Origin of the sequence: Actinomyces sp. oral taxon 897, assembly GCF_002999235.1 — a bacterium.
In the GTDB taxonomy this organism is placed as follows: domain Bacteria; phylum Actinomycetota; class Actinomycetes; order Actinomycetales; family Actinomycetaceae; genus Actinomyces.
In genome coordinates, this window is the sequence record NZ_CP027236.1 from 1,176,697 (window position 1) to 1,194,587 (window position 17,891).

16 protein-coding genes are annotated in these 17,891 nt (G+C 71.7%); 9 read left to right on the forward strand and 7 right to left on the reverse strand.

Going from position 1 to position 17,891, the window contains the following annotated elements; all coding sequences use genetic code 11:
- The first annotated feature begins 38 nt into the window (after nucleotides 1-38).
- From C3V41_RS04750 to C3V41_RS04760, 3 genes are read left to right on the forward strand one after another with little or no spacing between them, the layout of a single operon-like run.
- Nucleotides 39-1,358: a UDP-glucose dehydrogenase family protein gene (locus C3V41_RS04750; RefSeq protein ID WP_106109315.1), complete on the forward strand. Its 1,320-nt coding sequence runs from the start codon at nucleotides 39-41 to the stop codon at nucleotides 1,356-1,358.
- Nucleotides 1,359-1,396: 38 nt separating this feature from the next.
- Nucleotides 1,397-2,830 (forward strand): sensor histidine kinase, encoded by a 1,434-nt coding sequence (locus C3V41_RS04755; protein WP_106109316.1) that lies wholly within the window; start codon nucleotides 1,397-1,399, stop codon nucleotides 2,828-2,830.
- Between the two features lie 23 nt (nucleotides 2,831-2,853).
- On the forward strand, nucleotides 2,854-3,522 hold the full coding sequence (locus C3V41_RS04760) for a response regulator transcription factor (RefSeq protein ID WP_106109317.1): 669 nt from the start codon (nucleotides 2,854-2,856) through the stop codon (nucleotides 3,520-3,522).
- 29 nt (nucleotides 3,523-3,551) lie between these two features.
- Here the strand turns inward: C3V41_RS04760 and C3V41_RS04765 are convergent, their stop codons facing one another.
- The 3 genes from C3V41_RS04765 to leuC all read right to left on the reverse strand — a co-directional run bounded on the left by C3V41_RS04765 (nucleotide 3,552) and on the right by leuC (nucleotide 6,431).
- Nucleotides 3,552-3,896, reverse strand: coding sequence for a hypothetical protein (locus C3V41_RS04765; RefSeq protein WP_129591480.1), 345 nt, complete (start codon nucleotides 3,894-3,896; stop codon nucleotides 3,552-3,554).
- A 340-nt stretch (nucleotides 3,897-4,236) separates the two neighbouring features.
- Complete coding sequence (leuD, locus tag C3V41_RS04770) at nucleotides 4,237-4,890, reverse strand: 3-isopropylmalate dehydratase small subunit (RefSeq protein ID WP_106109319.1); 654 nt, start codon at nucleotides 4,888-4,890, stop codon at nucleotides 4,237-4,239.
- A gap of 23 nt (nucleotides 4,891-4,913) precedes the next feature.
- On the reverse strand, nucleotides 4,914-6,431 hold the full coding sequence (leuC, locus tag C3V41_RS04775; protein ID WP_254423682.1) for a 3-isopropylmalate dehydratase large subunit: 1,518 nt from the start codon (nucleotides 6,429-6,431) through the stop codon (nucleotides 4,914-4,916).
- A gap of 174 nt (nucleotides 6,432-6,605) precedes the next feature.
- Between leuC and C3V41_RS04780 the strand changes: the two genes are divergently transcribed.
- From C3V41_RS04780 to C3V41_RS13060, 3 genes are all read left to right on the forward strand, one after another.
- A complete protein-coding gene (locus C3V41_RS04780) occupies nucleotides 6,606-7,358 on the forward strand; it encodes an IclR family transcriptional regulator (protein WP_106109320.1) in 753 nt (250 codons plus the stop codon).
- Between the two features lie 1,047 nt (nucleotides 7,359-8,405).
- Nucleotides 8,406-9,077 (forward strand): DUF6318 family protein, encoded by a 672-nt coding sequence (locus tag C3V41_RS04785; protein ID WP_129591481.1) that lies wholly within the window; start codon nucleotides 8,406-8,408, stop codon nucleotides 9,075-9,077.
- Nucleotides 9,078-9,307: 230 nt separating this feature from the next.
- Nucleotides 9,308-9,898, forward strand: coding sequence for a zinc transporter (locus C3V41_RS13060; protein WP_165271578.1), 591 nt, complete (start codon nucleotides 9,308-9,310; stop codon nucleotides 9,896-9,898).
- A 214-nt stretch (nucleotides 9,899-10,112) separates the two neighbouring features.
- Here the strand turns inward: C3V41_RS13060 and C3V41_RS04795 are convergent, their stop codons facing one another.
- Complete coding sequence (locus tag C3V41_RS04795; protein ID WP_106109322.1) at nucleotides 10,113-11,021, reverse strand: restriction endonuclease; 909 nt, start codon at nucleotides 11,019-11,021, stop codon at nucleotides 10,113-10,115.
- Between the two features lie 485 nt (nucleotides 11,022-11,506).
- Here C3V41_RS04795 and C3V41_RS04800 point away from each other — a divergent pair, with 485 nt between their 5' ends.
- Together C3V41_RS04800 and C3V41_RS04805 are read left to right on the forward strand one after the other, a co-directional pair.
- Nucleotides 11,507-12,646, forward strand: a complete 1,140-nt coding sequence (locus tag C3V41_RS04800; protein WP_106109323.1) for a glycosyltransferase family 4 protein — start codon at nucleotides 11,507-11,509, stop codon at nucleotides 12,644-12,646.
- Nucleotides 12,643-13,548 carry a GNAT family N-acetyltransferase gene (locus C3V41_RS04805; protein ID WP_106109324.1) on the forward strand — a complete coding sequence of 302 codons (906 nt, stop codon included), beginning with the start codon at nucleotides 12,643-12,645 and terminating at the stop codon, nucleotides 13,546-13,548. The genes C3V41_RS04800 and C3V41_RS04805 overlap by 4 nt, the downstream gene beginning before the upstream one ends.
- A 304-nt stretch (nucleotides 13,549-13,852) precedes the next feature.
- Here C3V41_RS04805 and nrdR read toward each other — a convergent pair whose 3' ends face one another.
- Together nrdR and C3V41_RS13570 are read right to left on the reverse strand one after the other, a co-directional pair.
- Entirely contained in the window at nucleotides 13,853-14,356 is a 504-nt protein-coding gene (gene nrdR, locus C3V41_RS04810; protein ID WP_106109325.1) for a transcriptional regulator NrdR, read from the reverse strand.
- Between the two features lie 251 nt (nucleotides 14,357-14,607).
- The gene (locus tag C3V41_RS13570) at nucleotides 14,608-15,396 is read right to left on the reverse strand and encodes a LysM peptidoglycan-binding domain-containing protein (protein ID WP_254423683.1); all 789 of its coding nucleotides are present in this window, start codon (nucleotides 15,394-15,396) and stop codon (nucleotides 14,608-14,610) included.
- A gap of 205 nt (nucleotides 15,397-15,601) precedes the next feature.
- Here C3V41_RS13570 and lexA point away from each other — a divergent pair, with 205 nt between their 5' ends.
- Nucleotides 15,602-16,342 carry a transcriptional repressor LexA gene (lexA, locus tag C3V41_RS04820; protein WP_254423684.1) on the forward strand — a complete coding sequence of 247 codons (741 nt, stop codon included), beginning with the start codon at nucleotides 15,602-15,604 and terminating at the stop codon, nucleotides 16,340-16,342.
- A gap of 317 nt (nucleotides 16,343-16,659) precedes the next feature.
- On the opposite strand, the gene C3V41_RS04825 is transcribed toward lexA, so the two are convergent.
- The gene (locus C3V41_RS04825; protein ID WP_106109327.1) at nucleotides 16,660-17,658 is read right to left on the reverse strand and encodes an L-lactate dehydrogenase; all 999 of its coding nucleotides are present in this window, start codon (nucleotides 17,656-17,658) and stop codon (nucleotides 16,660-16,662) included.
- Nucleotides 17,659-17,891 lie beyond the last annotated feature (233 nt).

A 17,891-nucleotide genomic window follows, 5' to 3' on the forward strand; every position in this document is an offset into this window, starting at 1 on the left:
ACGGCGCCCAAGGGCGCCAGAGAGTGATAGGAGCCACCATGAAGATCACCGTCACAGGGTGCGGCTACCTCGGAGCCGTCCACGCCGTCTCCATGGCCGAGCTCGGCCACGAGGTCCTGGGCATCGAGGCCGACGCGGACAGGGCACGCTCCCTCCAGGAGGGCCGGACGCCCTTCTACGAGCCCGGGATGGACCAGGCCCTGGGATCCGCCCTGGGGTCGGGCAGACTGCGCTTCACCTCCTGCCCGGACCCCGGCGAGGTGGCCCGGGCCCAGGTGCACTTCCTGTGCGTGGGCACCCCCCAGTCGGCCCACAGCGGCGCCGCCGATCTGCGGTTCCTGTGGTCGGCGGTGGACCGTCTCCTGGACTGCCTGCCCGCCCCCACCCAGGCCGTGGTGGTCGGCAAGTCCACCGTCCCGGTGGGGACCGCCGCCGAGGTCGCGCGGCGCCTGGGCCAGGTAGGGGCCACGCTGGTGTGGAACCCCGAGTTCCTGCGGGAGGGGCACGCCGTCCACGACACCCTCCACCCCGACAGGATCGTCTACGGGCTGCCGGATGACCCCCGGGCCGCCGAGCACGCCCAGGGGGTCCTGGACGAGGTCTACGCCCCCGTCCTGGCCGAGGGCGTGGAGCGGATCACCGCCAACTACGCCACCGCCGAGCTGGTCAAGGTCGCCGCGAACTCCTTCCTGGCCACCAAGATCTCCTTCATTAACGCCATGGCCGAGATGTGCGAGGCCACCGGCGGGGACGTGACCGTCCTGGCCGAGGCGATCGGCAGGGACGAGCGCATCGGCCGCAGGTTCCTGGGCGCCGGGGTCGGCTTCGGCGGTGGCTGCCTGCCCAAGGACATCCGCGCCTTCACCACCCGGGCCCGCGAGCTGGGGGTCCAGGACGCGGTGGCCTTCCTGCACGAGGTGGACCTCATTAACCAGCGCCGCCGGGACCGGGTGGTCTCCCTGGCCCGCAGGCACCTGGGCGGGGACCTGCGGGGACGCCGCGTGACCTTCCTGGGGGCCGCCTTCAAGCCTGACAGCGACGACGTGCGCGACTCCCCCGCCCTGGACGTGGCCCGCCGTCTCCAGGAGGCGGGGGCGCTGGTGACCGTCTGCGACCCGCGGGCCCTGCCGGTGGTGCGCTGCCAGCACCCCGGGCTGCGTACCGAGGAGGACCCCGCCGCCGCCATGAGCGGGGCGGAGGCCGTCCTGCTGCTCACCGAGTGGGACGAGTTCACCGGGCTCGACCCGCATGAGGCCGCCACCTGGGTGTCCCGCCCGGTCATGATCGACGGGCGCAACGCCCTGGATCCCGAGCAGTGGCGCGAGGCCGGGTGGACCTACGCCGGACTGGGGAGGTGAGGGCCGCCGCGGAGGGGGGCAGGCGTCACAATAGGGTCATGGAGGTTGCCCGCACCACACTGAGGTCCCGCATCGTGGGGACCATGGTCCTGGTCGCCACCGTGGCCCTGAGCGTCTCCGGGACCCTGCTGTGGGTCCTGGAGGAGCGCAGCATCCACCACGACGCCGACCGTCAGCTGGATCGCGTCCACACCCTGCTGACCGACCTGGCGGTCACCGGGACCGACCCGGGCACCGGCGCGCCCTTCACCTCCCCCTCCCGGGTGCTCCACGCCTACCTGTCGGCCACGGTGCTGGGCCCCACCCAGGGGGCGGTGGCCCTCCTGGGCTCCCGGGTCTACCTGCTGGCGCCCCGGGGGGTCACCCTGCGCCCCGAGGAGGACCCCGAGCTCATGTCCTACGCGACGGCGCACGCCACCGGGGCGGACGCGGTGGTGGACACCCTGCGCACCGCCAGGGGCACCTACCGGGTGCTGGTCTCACCCATTACCACCCACGGGGAGCAGGGGGCCCTGGTGTACGTCATCGACCTGCGCGCCCCCACCTCCTCGCTACGCCAGTCCATGGCCCTGTACGCCCTGTCCGCTACCGTGAGCCTGGCCGCGGTGGCGGTGCTGGCCAGGGTCGCCGTCGGACGCCTGCTGCGCCCCATTGGTGAGCTGCGCCAGGCCGCGGAGGCCATTGACGAGCGCAACCTCTCCCAGCGAGTACCCGTGCGCGGCCGGGACGACCTGGCGGCGCTGGCCTCCGCCTTCAACCGGATGGTGGGCCGGGTGGAGCGGTCGGTGGAGGCGCAGCGGAGCCTGACCGACGACGTCGGCCACGAGCTGCGCACCCCCATCACCATTGTGCGCGGCCACCTGGAGCTGGTGGACCCCCACGACCCCGAGGACGTGACCTCCACCACCCACCTGGCGCTGGAGGAGCTGGACCGCATGGGGGTGCTCGTCAACGACATGCTCACCCTGGCCAGATCCCTGGACTCCCAGCACGTCCGGCCCCAGGACTACGACGTCGCCGCCCTGACGCGCACGGTCCTGGACAAGGCGCGTGCCCTGGGGGAGCGCCGGTGGCTGCTGGAGGGGACGGCGCAGGTCACCGCCCGGGTGGACCAGCAGCGCCTGACCCAGGCCTGGCTCCAGCTGGCCGCCAACGCGGTGCGCTACTCCGACCCCGGATCCACCGTGGCCCTGGGCTCGGCCGCCACCGGATCCGAGCTGCGCCTGTGGGTGCGTGACGAGGGCACGGGGATCGCCCCGCAGGACCTGGAGCGCATCCGGCAGCGCTTTGTACGCACCGCCCAGGCGCGGGCGCGCTCCAGCGGGTCGGGGCTGGGGCTGCCCATTGTGGAGAACATTGTGGCCGCCCACGGGGGCCGGCTGGACATCGCCTCCGAGCCCGGTACAGGCTCGGTGTTCACCATGGTCCTGCCGTGGAGCCCCGACGAGGCGGCGGGGCCCACCGGACGGTAGCAGGCAAGCACGAGGGAGAAGGTATGAGCACGGTACTGGTCGTCGAGGACGAGGCGCGCATCGCCTCCTTCGTCTCCAAGGGGCTGCGGGCCGCCGGCCTGAGCGTGGAGGTCACCGGGTCCGGCAGGCAGGCCGTGGCACGCGCCTGCCAGGAGGGGATCGACCTCATCCTGCTGGACGTGGGCCTGCCCGACGTGGACGGCTTCGAGGTGCTGGAGCGGATCCGCGGCCAGGGGGTGAGCACCCCGGTCATTATGCTCACCGCCCGCTCCTCGGTGGAGGACCGGGTCGCCGGCCTGAGCGGCGGGGCGGACGACTACGTGGCCAAGCCCTTCGCCTTCGAGGAGCTGCTGGCACGGGTGCGCCTGCGTATGCGCCCCCAGGGGCGTGAGCCCGGGGGTGGCTCGGCGACCCGGCTGACCCACCGGGACCTGGTGCTGGATCTGCGCACCCGCCGGATCCTGGCGGACGGATCCTGGCGCGACCTGTCGGCCCGCGAGTTCGCCCTGGCGGAGACCTTTATGCGCAACGCCGGGATGGTGCTCAGCCGTGAGCAGCTGCTGGGCGCCGTGTGGGGCATCGACTTCGACCCCGGCTCCAACGTGGTGGACGTCTACGTGTCCTACCTGCGCTCCAAGATCGGGCGGGAGCGCCTGGAGACGGTGCGGGGCATGGGCTACCGCCTGGTGTGAGCACCCCGGCACCGGCCCGGCGCTGGGGCTCAGTCGTCGTCACGGTCGTGGTCGTCGTGGTCCTTGTCGTCATCGTCGTCGTGGTCGTCGTCGACGACCACCGGGGGCGCGGGGGCCACGGGACGGGGAGCGGGGACGGTGCCCTCCGACGGCGGCTCGGCCGGTGGCAGGGGGCTGCCAGCGGGGTCGGTGGTGGGCGCCGCGTCCCCGGGCCCGGCGGTGGCGGAGGGGGCGGGGCTGCGGCTGGGGATGGTGATCCCCGGCTTGCTCGCCGGGCCGTCGGTGTAGGAGGCCAGGGCCACCAGGCCCAGGAGGAGCCCTCCTGCGGCCACGAGGATGCTGAGGATGAGGACGACGAGTCGGGATCGGTGCATGAGCTTCACGGTTCTACCTCCGCCACCATGGCACCACACGCCCCTGAGACGTGGGCCAGGCCAGGATGAGAGTCCTCTCATGGAGCGGGTGACGTGTCCGGGGCCGCGCGGGGTCGACCCGGCAGGCGGGCAGGCCTGCGCCTGGGCGCCGTCCGTGGACTGTTGCGCCACCCGGCAGGCGGGCAGGTCGGCGGCCGGGCTCGCCGGGCACCGGCCCTTGGTGCCCGAGGCCGTGAACCGGGCCGTGCGGCCCCAGCCCCCGGGCGCCGCGAGGCGGAGGCCGTCGGGCAGCGGGCCGCGCGGGCCGGGTACCGTCCCTGCCCCGGGCGCCGCACCGCGCTCAGGGGCGCGGCATGTCGGCGGCCCGCGCGGGCACCACCGGGACCGGGGGCAGGTGGCGGGCCGGCAGCGTGGCCGGTTTGAAGGCCGGCCGCGCCCGCTCGTAGGCGACGATCTCCTCCTCGTGCTGGAGGGTCAGCGAGATGTCGTCCAGGCCCTCCATGAGGGTCCAGCGCACGTAGTCGTCGATGGAGAAGGTGCACCGGAAGGCGCCCGCCTCCACGGTGCGGGCCTCCAGGTCCACGGTCACCTCGGTCCCCGGGGCGGTCTCCAGGATCTTCCACAGCTGCTCGCAGTCCTCCTGGCTCACCACCCCGGCCACCAGCCCCTGCTTGCCGGCGTTGCCGCGGAAGATGTCGGCGAACCGGGGGGCCAGGACCACCTTGAAGCCGTAGTCCTTCAGGGCCCACACGGCGTGCTCGCGTGAGGAGCCGGTACCGAAGTCGGGCCCGGCCACCAGCACGGAGGCCCGTCGGTAGGCCTCCTGGTTGAGGACGAAACCGGGGTCGCCCGCCCTCCAGGAGGCGAACAGGGCGTCCTCGAAACCGGTGCGGGTGATCCGCTTGAGGTAGACGGCCGGGATGATCTGGTCGGTGTCCACGGCGCTGCGGCGCAGGGGGGCGCCGATACCGGTGTGGCGGATGAACTTCTCCATGGGTCTGGATCCTCCGTTACGTCTCAGGCCGCGGCGGGGACGGGCAGGGTGACGGCGGCCGGGACGGGCCCGGGTGCCGGGGCGGGCCCGGGTGCAGGGACCCCAGGTGCCGTGGTGGTGGCCGGGCGGGCGGGCAGGGGCGGCAGGTCGGCGGGGCTGGACAGGGTGCCGCGCACCGCGGTGGCCGCGGCCACCGCCGGGGAGACCAGGTGGGTGCGCCCGCCCTTGCCCTGACGCCCCTCGAAGTTGCGGTTGGAGGTGGAGGCGGCGCGCTCCCCGGGGGCGAGCTTGTCGGGGTTCATGGCCAGGCACATGGAGCACCCGGCGTTGCGCCACTCGGCGCCGAAGTCCTTGAAGACCTGGTCCAGGCCCTCGGCCTCGGCCTGGAGGCGGATGCGGGCCGAGGCGGGAACCACCAGCATGCGCAGGCCGGGGGCCTTGGTGCGGCCCCGGACCACCTCGGCGGCGGTGCGCAGGTCCTCGATGCGCCCGTTGGTGCAGCTCCCCACGAAGACGGCGTCGACCGGGATCTGGCGCAGGGGCGTGCCGGGGGTCAGGTCCATGTACTCGATGGCGCGCTGGGCGGCGAGGCGCTCGGTGGCGTCGGCGATGTCCTCGGGGTCGGGGACGGCCGCCGAGATGGGCAGGCCCTGGCCGGGGTTGGTGCCCCAGGTGACGAAGGGCTCGATGTCGGCGGCCTCCAGGACCACCTCGGTGTCGAAGACGGCGTCGGCGTCGGTGCGCAGGGAGTCCCAGTAGGCCACGGCGGCGTCCCAGTCCGCGCCGACGGGGGCGTGGGGCCGCCCGGCGAGGTAGTCGTAGGTGACGGCGTCGGGGGCGATCATGCCGGCGCGGGCCCCGCCCTCGATGCTCATGTTGCAGATGGTCATGCGGGCCTCCATCGAGAGCTGCTCGATGGCGCGGCCGCGGTACTCGATGACGTGGCCCTGGGCGCCGTTGGTGCCGATCTTGGCGATAATGGCCAGGATAATGTCCTTGGCCCCGCTGCCCGCGGGCAGGTCGCCGTCAATGGTCACGCTCATGGTCCTGAAGGGGGCAATGGGCAGGGTCTGGGTGGCCAGGACGTGCTCCACCTGGGAGGTGCCGATGCCGAAGGCCAGGGCCCCGAAGGCGCCGTGGGTGGAGGTGTGGGAGTCCCCGCACACCACCGTCATGCCGGGCTGGGTCAGGCCCAGCTGGGGGCCGACGGCGTGGACGATGCCCTGGTCGGCGTCGCCCAGGGAGTGCAGGCGCACCCCGAACTCGGCGCAGTTGCGTCGCAGGGTCTCGATCTGGGTGCGGGACGTGGGGTCGGCGATGGGCAGGTCGATGTCCAGGGTGGGGGTGTTGTGGTCCTCGGTGGCCAGGGTCAGGTCGGGGCGGCGGACCTGGCGGCCGGCCAGGCGCAGGCCCTCGAAGGCCTGGGGGCTGGTGACCTCGTGGACGAGGTGGAGGTCGATGTAGAGCAGGTCAGGGGCGCCGTCGGCACCCTGGGTCACGACGTGGTCGCGCCAGACCTTCTCAGCCAGGGTCATACCCATCGTAATGTCCTCTCAGTGGTCTGTTACATACTTCCCAGGAGGACCTGCGTAGCGACACCGCAGGCAGTCGCACCATGAGACCATGGGGCATCCCGTCTCAGCATTCGCGCAGATCCTGGAATCTGACGCGGAGTCTAGTTGAAATCTCATCCCTTGGGATGCCAGTATCAGATTATGGACGCACGGAGTGAGGCCATGAACGACTCGGAAAACGGCAGCGGCGTCGGCGTCATCGACAAGGCCGCCCTGGTCATGAACGCCCTGGAGGCGGGCCCGGCCACCCTGGCCCAGCTCGTCACGGCTACCCACCTGGCCCGCCCCACCGCCCACCGCATCGCGGTGGCACTGGAGTTCCACCGCCTGGTGGCACGCGACTCCCAGGGACGGTTCGTCCTGGGGCCGCGCCTGAGCGAGCTCGCCTCCGCCGCCGGGGAGGACCACCTCCTGGCCGCCGCGGGCCCGGTGCTGGCCGCCCTGCGGGACAAGACCCACGAGTCGGCCCAGCTCTACCGGCGCCAGGGGGACGTGCGGGTCTGCGTGGCCAACGCCGAGCGGCCCATCGGCCTGCGCGACTCCATCCCGGTGGGGGCCACCATGTCCATGCTCGGCGGCTCGGGCGCCCAGGTCCTGCTGGCCTGGGAGGAGCCCGACCGCCTGCACCGGGGGCTGGTGGGGGCGCGCTTCAACGCCACCATGCTCTCCACCGTCCGACGTCGCGGCTGGGCCCAGTCCGTGGGCGAGCGCGAGCCGGGGGTGGCCTCCGTCTCAGCACCTGTGCGGGCCACGGGGGGCAAGGTCATTGCCGCCGTGTCCATCTCCGGGCCCATTGAGCGGATGGGACGCCAGCCCGGCCGGGTCCACGGCGCCGTGGTCATGGCCGCGGCCCGCCGCCTGTCCGAGGTCCTGCGCAGCTCCGACGAGGACTGACCCCGCCCCGCCCCCTCCCCTCCCCCGCCCCACTCCCGCCCTTCCGCGAGAACGGTACTTATTCGTCGCGAGAACGGTACTTGTTGGCCGTGAGAACGGTACTTGTTCGTCGTGAGAACGGAGTGCTTGTGGGGACGGGCGGTTGGCGTGGTCCGCAGGTCGCACTGGTTGCCGTGTCCCTCCTCCAGCGGTCCCCGGGGGATCGGAATAATCCCACGGATCCCGCAGGCGCCTCCTGCAGGGACTCATGAGATCTGCAGGAGCCGGTACGACTCGTGGCGGGCACGCCGTACAGGCTGGGCCCGTTGGGCCCAATACGGGACCACCGCCCCTGGTGGCGGACGGGTGCCGGAGGGATTATGCGCGACCAAGACCGTACCGGGCGCCCGACTTGTCACAATCTGAGGATCAGAACCGGACCCACCCCTCTCTCACCTTTGTGCACTTAATGTCCACGCAGGTCAGAGACCCGGATCCTGCTGCAGTTGAGGGTGCTCCTCGTTCTGATCCTCAGATTTGGACACGCGCCAGAGCCGGGACGACGAGCAACCGAGAAATTACTCAGAGATCCACATAACCCACTCAGATTTGCGCAAGGAAACGGGGGTGGTGCTGCGGGCGGGGTGCCCGCGTCCTCCCGTCTGTCCCCTCCGTCCTTCCGCGAGAACGGTACTTGTTTGTCGTGAGAACGGTACTTGTTTGTCGTGAGAACGGGTGCCGGGTTGCTGCCTGGGGTGTGGCTGGTGGCGTGCTTGTCTGGGTGTGTCCTGAGGGGTCTGGCTGGGTGGGTGGTTCGGCCAGGGTGTGGCCGTCACCGTCCTCCCCCTGCTCCCGGGTCGGTTGGGTGGGTGTGGGACGTGGGTCCTGGTTTGGGGGTGTGGGTGCTGGGCTGCCTGGGTGTCGGGTTGCTGGGTGGTTGTGGTGTGTGTGCATGGGTTGGGTGGTGGTGTTATGGTGGTGTGTGTCGTCTGGTTGGCGGTGGGGTTGGTCGTGGTGGCGCTGGTGCCGCCGGGCCCGCCCCCTTGTCCTGCTCTTGTTCCTGGGTGTGTGAGGGGGGTCGCGATGGTGCGGTCCGGGTCGTGGGTGCCTGCCCTGGCGGTGGTCATGGTGTCCGTCCTGGCGGGGTGCTCCGGTGGTGGCGTCTCTGGTGCGTCGCCGAGTGTGGATCCCTATGAGGTGGGTGCCAGTGCGATGGCGGCGGCGGCCTCGGCGTCGGCCAGTGCGCGGGCCAGTCGTGACGCGGCCCTGGGGCCGGACCTGGTGGCCAGGCGTGATGCGGCCCTGGCCACACCACCGCCGGACAAGCCTGAGAACCTGGGCGAGGACAGCCTGGAGGCCGCAGCTGCCGCGGCCGTGTACTTCTTCAGTCTCTACCGGTACGCGGCGGTCACCGGTGACACCAAGGACTTTGAGGCCATGAGCGAGCAGCGGTGCAAGTTCTGCGCCGACCTTGTTGACAAGACCACCAGGCTGCACCAGGAGGGGGGCTGGGCCGACCCCTGGGAGCAGACCGCCGAGAAGGTCGAGGCCTACCCCCTCAACCCCGGATACGAATACCACCAGGTAGACGTCACCCTCTTTATGGGGGACATTACGACGTGCGAGGGAAACAGTCCCGACACCAAGACTACGCCAGCGGAGACGGAGAAGCTCCACGTGGCGCTGCGTTATCATGACGGTACGTGGACCGTCGGAGGAGTGGAGGTTGTTAAGCCATGACGACAAGACGTTTTCTCAGCACCAATCTACTGCTAACGAGTCTGCCTCTGACTCTTATCTGCTCTCCTGCGACTTATGCGGACGAGAGGTCATCAGACTTCCATGCCGAAACGTCCCCGGGCGACAGCACGATCACCTTGTACGGTGATCAGTATGAGCGTCTGGATCCGGGTCCGGGCTCGGGTGGGTCTGGTGGTTCTGGGTCGGGTTCGTCTGGTGGGTCGTCTGACGTGGTGGTGTCGTTCTCGGTGTCGAAGCCGGGCAAGGTCCCGCTGGTGTGCGTGGCCTACGCGCCGGACCCCGGCCACCTGTTCTGCATGCCCTACGAACCCGACCCCGAGGAGCCTGCGCCGGCTGCGGTGCCGGTGGTGGTCTCGGCCAGGGACGTGGCGTCCCTGATGGTGGAGGGGTCGGGTATCACCCGCCAGCCCCCTGGTGGCACGGCCCGGGTGGACGTGGACCTCATCGCCTACACCGACCCCACCACACGGTCCCTGTCCACCACCGTGGCCGGCACCCCGGTGGAGGTGGAGGCCACGCCCGTCTCCTACCACTGGGACTGGGGGGACGCCACCACCACGACCACCACCAGCCCCGGCGCCCCCTGGCCCCACCAGACCGTGACCCACCGCTACCACCACCCCCAGACCGGCGTCCACCTCACCCTGACCACCACCTGGACCGCCCGCTACCGCCCCCAGGACGGAACCTGGCACGACGTCCAAGGCACCGTCACAACCACCCAACAGTCTGACACCTTCAACCTAGTAGACACCACAACACACCTCACCGACCACGCAGAACACACACAAGGACACTAGACAACCCCCGCACCCACGCCCCGTACAACGAGCACCGGCCCCACACGCAACAAATACCGTTCTCACGACGAACAAGTACCGTTCTCACGAGAGGGACGAGGCAGCACACCAGCAGCCAGCCCCACCGCACCACCCGCACTCACCGATGCGCCGCCCACCACGACCGCAGAGCCTGACGAGCCGCACGAACCTGGTCCCAGCATCCCCGTACCCCTTACTCAAAGAAGCCTTCGTCAACCTCGACAATTCGGATTGTGTCCCGGACCTGGACCCCCACGCCGTAACGGATCATAAGGGAGGCGAGCCGGGCGCCGTCGATCAGGACAATCCGGCTGGCGACCCGCTCGGCGTACTCCCGGGCGCGAGCGCTAAAAGAGGCTGTGGTGATAAAGACCCCCTGGCTGGCCTGTGCGCCCTGGAGGGCCCCTGCAAATCCCTGGACATCGGGTCGGCTGACTGTGCCCCGCGGGTCATAGCATTTGGCCTGGACGTATATGCGACTGAGGCCCAGCGCGTCCTGGTCAATGATCCCGTCAATGCCATCGTCGCCGGATAGACGGGTACGGGTTACGGCCCCCTGGGTACCGCCGTAGCCCATGGCCACGAGCAGGTCGAGCACCGCCTGCTCAAAGAAGACAGGACCCTGCGTATGAAGACGCTCCAGCAGATCCTGGGCCACGGAATCATTCAGACGCCTGACGCCGTCGTAGACCTGCTCGGTGGGATCGACCAGGGTGTCTCCCAGAGTCGCACGCTGCTGCGTCGAAGAGCCCTTCCTGCCCGGATCCGGCCAGCTGTATCCGGGCAGGGCCTCCAGGTCGGACGTGGTCAAGGCCTCGGGGTGGTGCCGGAGCAGTGCCTGCCCGGTCTGTGTCATGACGTATCTGCCCCGGGCAGGGTGCTCGACCGCACCGGCGTGGGACAGGTAGGACAGCGCCCACCCCAGGCGGTTGGTCCACATAGGCTCACCGGAGGGAATCCGCACGGCGCACTGGTCCTCGGTAAGCCCCATGTCCTGCCGGGCGCGCTGGCGTAGCTCACGAACCGGCCAGACTCCGCCGTCAGACAGGACCCGCAAGGCCGGGACCAGAAACCCCTCCCACGTGGGGACGACGTTGCTCATTGAGACTCCCAGGGATAACGGCTATCAGACCCCATGATTCTAGACGGCACCTAGACCTAGGCCCCACCTCGTCTGACACGCACGCGGGACAGCTCGTCCCAGCCAGTTGACCAGCGCGGCACCGAAGGCCTGCTGGGACCCAGCCGCGCCCGGGAGACAGCTGGGTCCGGGACCGGCGGCCGCCCCCGCAGGCAATAAGTACCGTTCTCACGACGAATAAGTACCGTTCTCGCGAGAGGAACGAGGCAGCACACCAGCGGCCAACCCCGCCACACCCGCACCCACCGACGCACCGCATCCGGGGTGCACCCGCTGCCCGCACTCAGGCGCGGGCTCGGGTACCGACCCACCGCACCCCACCGGGGTACAGGCGCTCGGGCACACCGGGCACTACCGCGGCCGCGCCCCTCCGTAGACTCAGACCATGCGCCGCGGAGAGCCCACCGCCCAGTCCACCGGTGCGCGCTCCTCCGTAGACTCGGACCATGCGCACCACCCTGCTCGTCACCAATGACTTCCCCCCGGTCGTGGGCGGCATCCAGTCCTACCTGGACGACTACACGCGCCGCCTCCCCAGTCAGGATCTCGTGGTCCTGGCCTCCACCCCGCCGCAGGGCCCCCAGGCCGCCGCGGAGCACGACGCCACCCTGCCCTTCGAGGTGGTGCGCATGCCCACGCACATGCTCCTGCCCACCCCGGACGTACGCGACAGGATGCGCCGGACCATCAGGGAACGGGGCGTGGAGACGGTGTGGTTCGGGGCCGCCGCCCCCCTGGGCCTGCTGGGCGGCGCCGCCAGGAGGGCCGGGGCCACCCGCGTCATCGCCACGACCCACGGCCACGAGGTGGGCTGGGGGCTGTGGCCGGGCCCCCGCCAGGCGCTGCGCCGGATCTTCGCCGACGCCGACGTCGTGACCTACATCTCCCAGTACACCCTGGAGCGGCTGGCCCCCCACATCCCCCCGGGCACCACGACCCTGCGCCTGCCCAGCGGCATCGACACCGACCGCTTCCACCCCGACCCGCACGCCCGGGCCCGCCTGCGCCGTCGTTACCACATAGGGGACGCCCCCACAGTGGTGTGCGTCTCACGCCTGGTGGCCCGCAAGGGGCAGGACGCTCTCATCGCTGCCTGGCCCCGGGTGGTCGAGGCGGTGCCCGGCGCCCGGCTCGTCATTGTCGGCTGGGGCCCCTACGCCCGGGAGCTGGCGCTCATGAGACGCCGCTGCCCCGTACGCGACTCCATTGTGCTGACGGGCGCGGTACCCGGCGAGGAGCTGCCGGGGCACGTGGCCCTGGGGGACGTGTTTGCCATGCCCTGCCGCACCCGCAACCTGGGCATGGACGTGGAGGGCCTGGGGATCGTCTTCCTGGAGGCCTCCGCCACCGGCCTGCCCGTGGTCGCCGGGGACAGCGGCGGCGCCCCGGAGACCGTCGTCGAGGGGCAGACGGGTACCGTGGTGGACGGACGCGACCCGGACGCGCTCGTGGACGCCCTGGTCACCCAGCTGCGTGACGCCGACCTGCGCCAGCGCATGGGCCGGGCGGGACGTGACCTCATGCTCCGGCAGTGGACCTGGCCGAGCCTGGTGGACAGCCTCGTCGAGGCCATTGACGCCCGATGAGCACCCCGACGCCTGACGGGTGGCTGCCCACCACCGTGCAGACGCTGCTGGACCGGGCTGGTGACGACGTCGCCCGTCTGGAGGTGGCGCTGCTGGCCGCGTGGCGGCCTACCACCCTCCTGGCCCACGCCGACCTCCCAGGCTGCGTCCTGCGCTGGCACCACCAGATGACCAAGCGGGCCAACTCGCTGCTGGTCCTGGGCCCGACCCGGCCCCGCAGCACCACCCTGGCCGCCTCGTGGTACGCGCGTCACGCCCCCGCCCAGGCCCCGCTGGCCATGACGCGCTGTCCCCTGCCGCAGGGCCCGGACAGAGGCGCCGTGCTCATTATGACCTGCGACCTGGCCCAGTTCCCGGCCGCGGGTAAGGCTACCGGAGCACCGCGCCCTGGCCCGCCCCAGGAGACGCCGCCCCCTGGCTTCCCCCGCCCGGGGTCCCGGCCCCTGGGAAGCGAGCCCCAGGGGAGCGGGCCAGCGGGGACCGGGGTGCTGCACCTGGGCTCCCGGCTCCCCCGGGTGCTGCTGGAGCGGACGGCCGCCCGCGGCACCGGGGGGCCTGAGGACGTCGCCCGCGCCCGGGCCCTGCTGCTGTGCGCCCTGGGGCAGGTCTTCGCCACGGTGAGCCAGGGCGGCGAGGTCGTGGGTGTGGCCCGGCTGGCCATGACCGGTGTCAATGACGTCGCGGTCCTCGACGGGGTGTGGGTCGCCCCTCATAGTCGACGTCGTGGCACCGCCTCACACATGATCCGACACCTGGCCCACCAGGCGCGACGTCTGGGGGCCCGGCACCTGGCGCTGGAGGTGGAGGCCGACAACCTGGGCGCCGTAGCGTGCTATGAGCGGCTCGGCATGGGGCTCCACCACGCACACCGCTACACGCCCCTGGCCTCCTGGGGCACCTGACCTCTGACTCCGCGGGCCGGGTGGCGCCTGCCAAGACCGCGAGCCCGGTCCGCGGTCACGGTCTCTGAGCCCGCGGACCGGGCTGGCACACCACGCCGCCACGGCCTGGGCCACCACCCAGCCCCGAGCACCTCCTCTCGGTGTACCGCACCACCAGGGCCTGGATCCCGCACCGGCCCCGGGTCCCGCAGGGAGCCAGCGCTCCCCGGCGGCCCCGGGCGCTGCAGCCGGGGACCAGCCCCCGTCCTGCGTGGGGGTACCGTGGCGGACGAACCCCCGGGTCCCGCATCCGGGGGCCAAGCGCCTACCGTCCGCGGGAGGGTGTGGACCGGGGCCTGGGGGCGGGGGCGGTGTGCGGGGAGGTGTGGACGTCGCGCAGCTCGGCAATCGCCCGTTCAAAGTCCTCCAGGGTGTTGAAGTTGGAGTAGACGGAGGCGAACCGCAGGTAGGCGACCTCGTCCAGGTCCCGCAGGGGCCCCAGGATGGCCAGGCCGATGTCGTGGGAGTCAACCAGGGCCTGGCCGTTGGCGCGAACCGTCTCCTCCACCTTGTGGGCCAGGACCGCGAGCTGGTCGTCGGTGACCGGGCGGCCCTGGCAGGCCCGGCGCACCCCCACAATGACCTTGTCCCGACTAAAGGGCTCGACCACGCCCGAGCGCTTGCGCACCGAGAGGCTGGCGGTCTCGGTGGTGGTGAACCGGCGCCCGCAGCGGGGGCACTCACGCCGACGCCGGATGGACAGTCCGTCCTCCGAGGTACGGGAGTCCACCACACGGGAGCCGTCATAGCGGCAGAAGGGGCAGTGCACAGGGTCCCTCCGAGTAGATCACATACCTGAGAGAAAAATGTGAGGCAAGCCTATGCGGGGTGCGCCCGAAGAGCAAGGGTGAAACGCCGGAAGACGTCGAGTAAGAGCTCTCAAGGTACCTGAATGCCGTCCCGGAGGCACGGACCCAGCTACCCGGTCACCCGGCCGCGGTGGTCACCCGCGGCGCCCGGTACCGATGGTCACCCGCAGTGCCCGGCCCCTGGTCAGCCGCCCAGGACCCGGCCCCGGGCTCAGCCCCGGGGGACAATAAGGCGCTGCCCGGGCCGCAGCGTGGTACCGGAGAGGTGGTTGAGCTCCACAATGAGCGCTGCCGTCTCCATGACGTCGCCGCGTCCGGTGGCTGCCGCAATGTCCCACAGGGTCTGTCCTGCGGACACGGTCACAGTGGTCGTCGTCCCCGTCTCCTGCCCGCCCCTGGACGGACCGGAGGCGAGTACGGCCCCCGCCACCAGCAGGGCCAGCACCACCCCGGCCACCACGAACCCCCTGAGACGCCCCCTGAGGCGACGCAGGAGCCCGGCCGCCGCGCAGCGGGTACCGCCCGCTCCCGGTGCGCCCGCCCCGCCAGCCGCGGGGTGGGCCACGGCATCCCCGCCGGGTAGGGGGCAGCCGGGCCCGGAACTCTTCGCCAGGTCGATGACAGGCCCCTCCCCGCCGGGCAGGGGACGACCCGCACCGTCCCCGTCAGCCCCCTGGTGCCCGGCACCCGGTGCACCCCTGCGCCGACGGGCCCGTACCGCGGGGTGGGTAGGTGACAGCTCAGCGAGCTCGGCCAGCCGGGTGGGCGTCGGGGCGATGGGCCCTCGTCCGCCCCGGGAGCCCCGTCGCGGGGCGCCCGGGGTCCGGGGCGTCACGGGACGGCGCCCGGCCCCGGTCCCCCGGATGGCAGGCAGCTCCCAGGGCAGCGGCTCGGAGGTGACCACGCGCAGGCAGGCCCGCCCCGGGCCTGGGCCCCGGCCGGCGTCGGGCGCGGGGACCAGCCGCAGCGTAGGGGCCGGGGGAAGGGCGAGGGCGCTCACGAGAACCTCCTAGAACACATGTTCGACGAACACTTGTTCGACACCATAGCGCCTGACGGACGACACGTCCAGCAGCACTCGAACACGTGTTTGAAGGTCGCGGTGCGGAGCCGTAGGCTGGAGGGGTACAGGCCACCACGAACCACCGAGACGACCAGCAGCCCTCAGGGACCCACCCCGGGAGCGGAGCATGGAGGGCACGGCGATGACCAGCAGCACCCTGGACCCCACGGATCCCCGCGTGGCGCGGGTCGTGGACGACCTCGACGCCCGCGCCTGTGCCGTCTACGAGTGCGTGCGCGACGCCGTCGTCGCCCGCGGCTACCCGCCCTCGCTGCGTGAGATCGGCGCGGAGGTGGGGCTGACCAGCCCCTCCTCGGTCAAGCACCAGCTGGACAAGCTCGAGCGGCTGGGCCTGGTCCACCGTGACCCCAAGCGTCCTCGCGCCCTGGAGGTCGTGGTCCCTGAGCCGGACGCCCGCCAGGCCCCCCCGCCCACCACCCGGCGCCCGCCCGCCCCGGTCGTGCCCCTGCCCTCCCTGCCCGGCGTCGGGCAGGACGAGGCCGTGGCGGTCCCCCTGGTGGGGCGGATCGCCGCGGGCAGCCCCATCCTGGCCATGCAGGAGGTGGAGGACGTCGTGGCCCTCCCCCGCCGCCTGACGGGGGACGGGGAGCTGTTCATGCTCCAGGTGCACGGGGACTCCATGATCGAGGCCGCCATCTGCGACGGGGACTGGGTGGTGGTCCGCTCCCAGCCCGACGCCGCCAGCGGGGAGGTCGTGGCCGCCCTGCTCCAGGACGTGGACGGCCACAGCGCCACGGTCAAGGTCCTCTCCCGGCATGACGGCCACCAGTGGCTCCTGCCCCGTAACCCCGACTACGCCCCCATCCCGGGCGACGAGGCCACGATCATGGGCAAGGTCGTCACGGTCCTGCGGGCCCTGTAGCCCCCGGGCGCCCGGTCCGGTGCCCTGACGCCGGGCCGGGCGGCTGCCGTGGGCTCCTGACGGGCCTGGCAGCTGGCCCGCGGGTGCCACGGCACCGGACCGCCCCTGGCGGATCGTGCTCGGGGCCGGGAGCGGCGGGTCCCGGGACAAGCACAGCGGGGCCGGTGGCACGAGGGACCGTCCCGGGCCGGGCTGCCCAGGAGACACGGGTGGGGCCGGGGACCTCGCGTTCAAGGACCCCGGCCCCACCCCGGTGCGTCGCGGTGCACCCGCGCGGCAGCGCCTGCGCACCCGGCAGGCGGCGTGCCGGCCTGGCCTCAGTAGCCCAGGCCGCGGGCGACCTCGCGCAGACGCTCGGCCGAGGCGGTCAGGCGGGCGCGCTCGTCGTCGGTCAGCGGCAGCTCCAGGCGGCGGCCGGCGCCCTTACGGCCGATAATGGTCGGGACGGCCATGCACACGTCGGAGATGCCGTGCCAGTCATCCAGCAGCGGGGAGACGGTCAGGACCCGCTGCTCGTCGTTGAGGACGGCGCCGATGATCCGCTGGACCGCCAGGCCGACGGCGTAGTTGGTCACGCCCTTGCCCTCGATAATGCGGTAGGCGGAGCGCACGACGTCGCGGGCGATGCGCTCGCGCTTGGCCTCGTCGAACTCACCGCCGTCGAGGGTCTTGCCCCACTGGGTGATCGGCACGCCGCCGATCTCGGTGGAGGACCACAGCGGGACCTCGGAGTCGCCGTGCTCACCGGTGATGTAGCCGTGGATGTTCTGCACGGCCGTACCGGTCTCCAGGGAGATGAGGTAGCGCATGCGGGCGGTGTCCAGGACGGTGCCGGAGCCGAAGATCTGGTTCTCGGGCAGGCCGGTGATCTTCTTGGCGCAGTAGGTCACCACGTCCACCGGGTTGGCCACCGGCACGAAGATCGCGTTGGGGGCGACCTCGACCAGCTTGGGCAGGATCTTCTCCATAATGCCCACGGTGGCCCCGGCCAGCTCCAGACGGGACTGGCCCGGCTTCTGCCTGGCCCCGGCGGTAATGGCGATGACGTCGGCGTCGCGGCAGATCTCGGGGTCGGTGGAGCCGGACACGGAGCCGGCGGAGGTGAACTGGATGCCCTGGGCGATGTCGAGGGCCTCGGCCTCGACCTTCTCCTTGGCGATGTCCTGGAGGACGACCTCGCGGGCGACACCCTTGGTGACGCAGGCGTAGGCCAGGGTGGAACCCACCGCTCCGGCGCCGATAATGGCGACCTTGGAGGGGCGGCCGGAGGCCTTGGCGGTGGGGTAGGAGCCTTGGGCGGTGTTGGTGTTGGACACGGGTTCTCCTTCACATACGGGTGGGGATGAGCGGACGCTGGCCGGTCCACCTCCCAGACTAGTCGGTGAGGTACCCCTATATGGGGGACTTTCCGGCTACTGGGCGCGTCGTACTAGCCTTCTACCAGGTAGTTGCCCTGACCATCGGCTGTTTGAACGACTACCCTGGTACCTGTCAGCTCCTGGCGGCTACCCGGCCCCGCGCCGAGAGGCCACCACCACCTACCACCCCA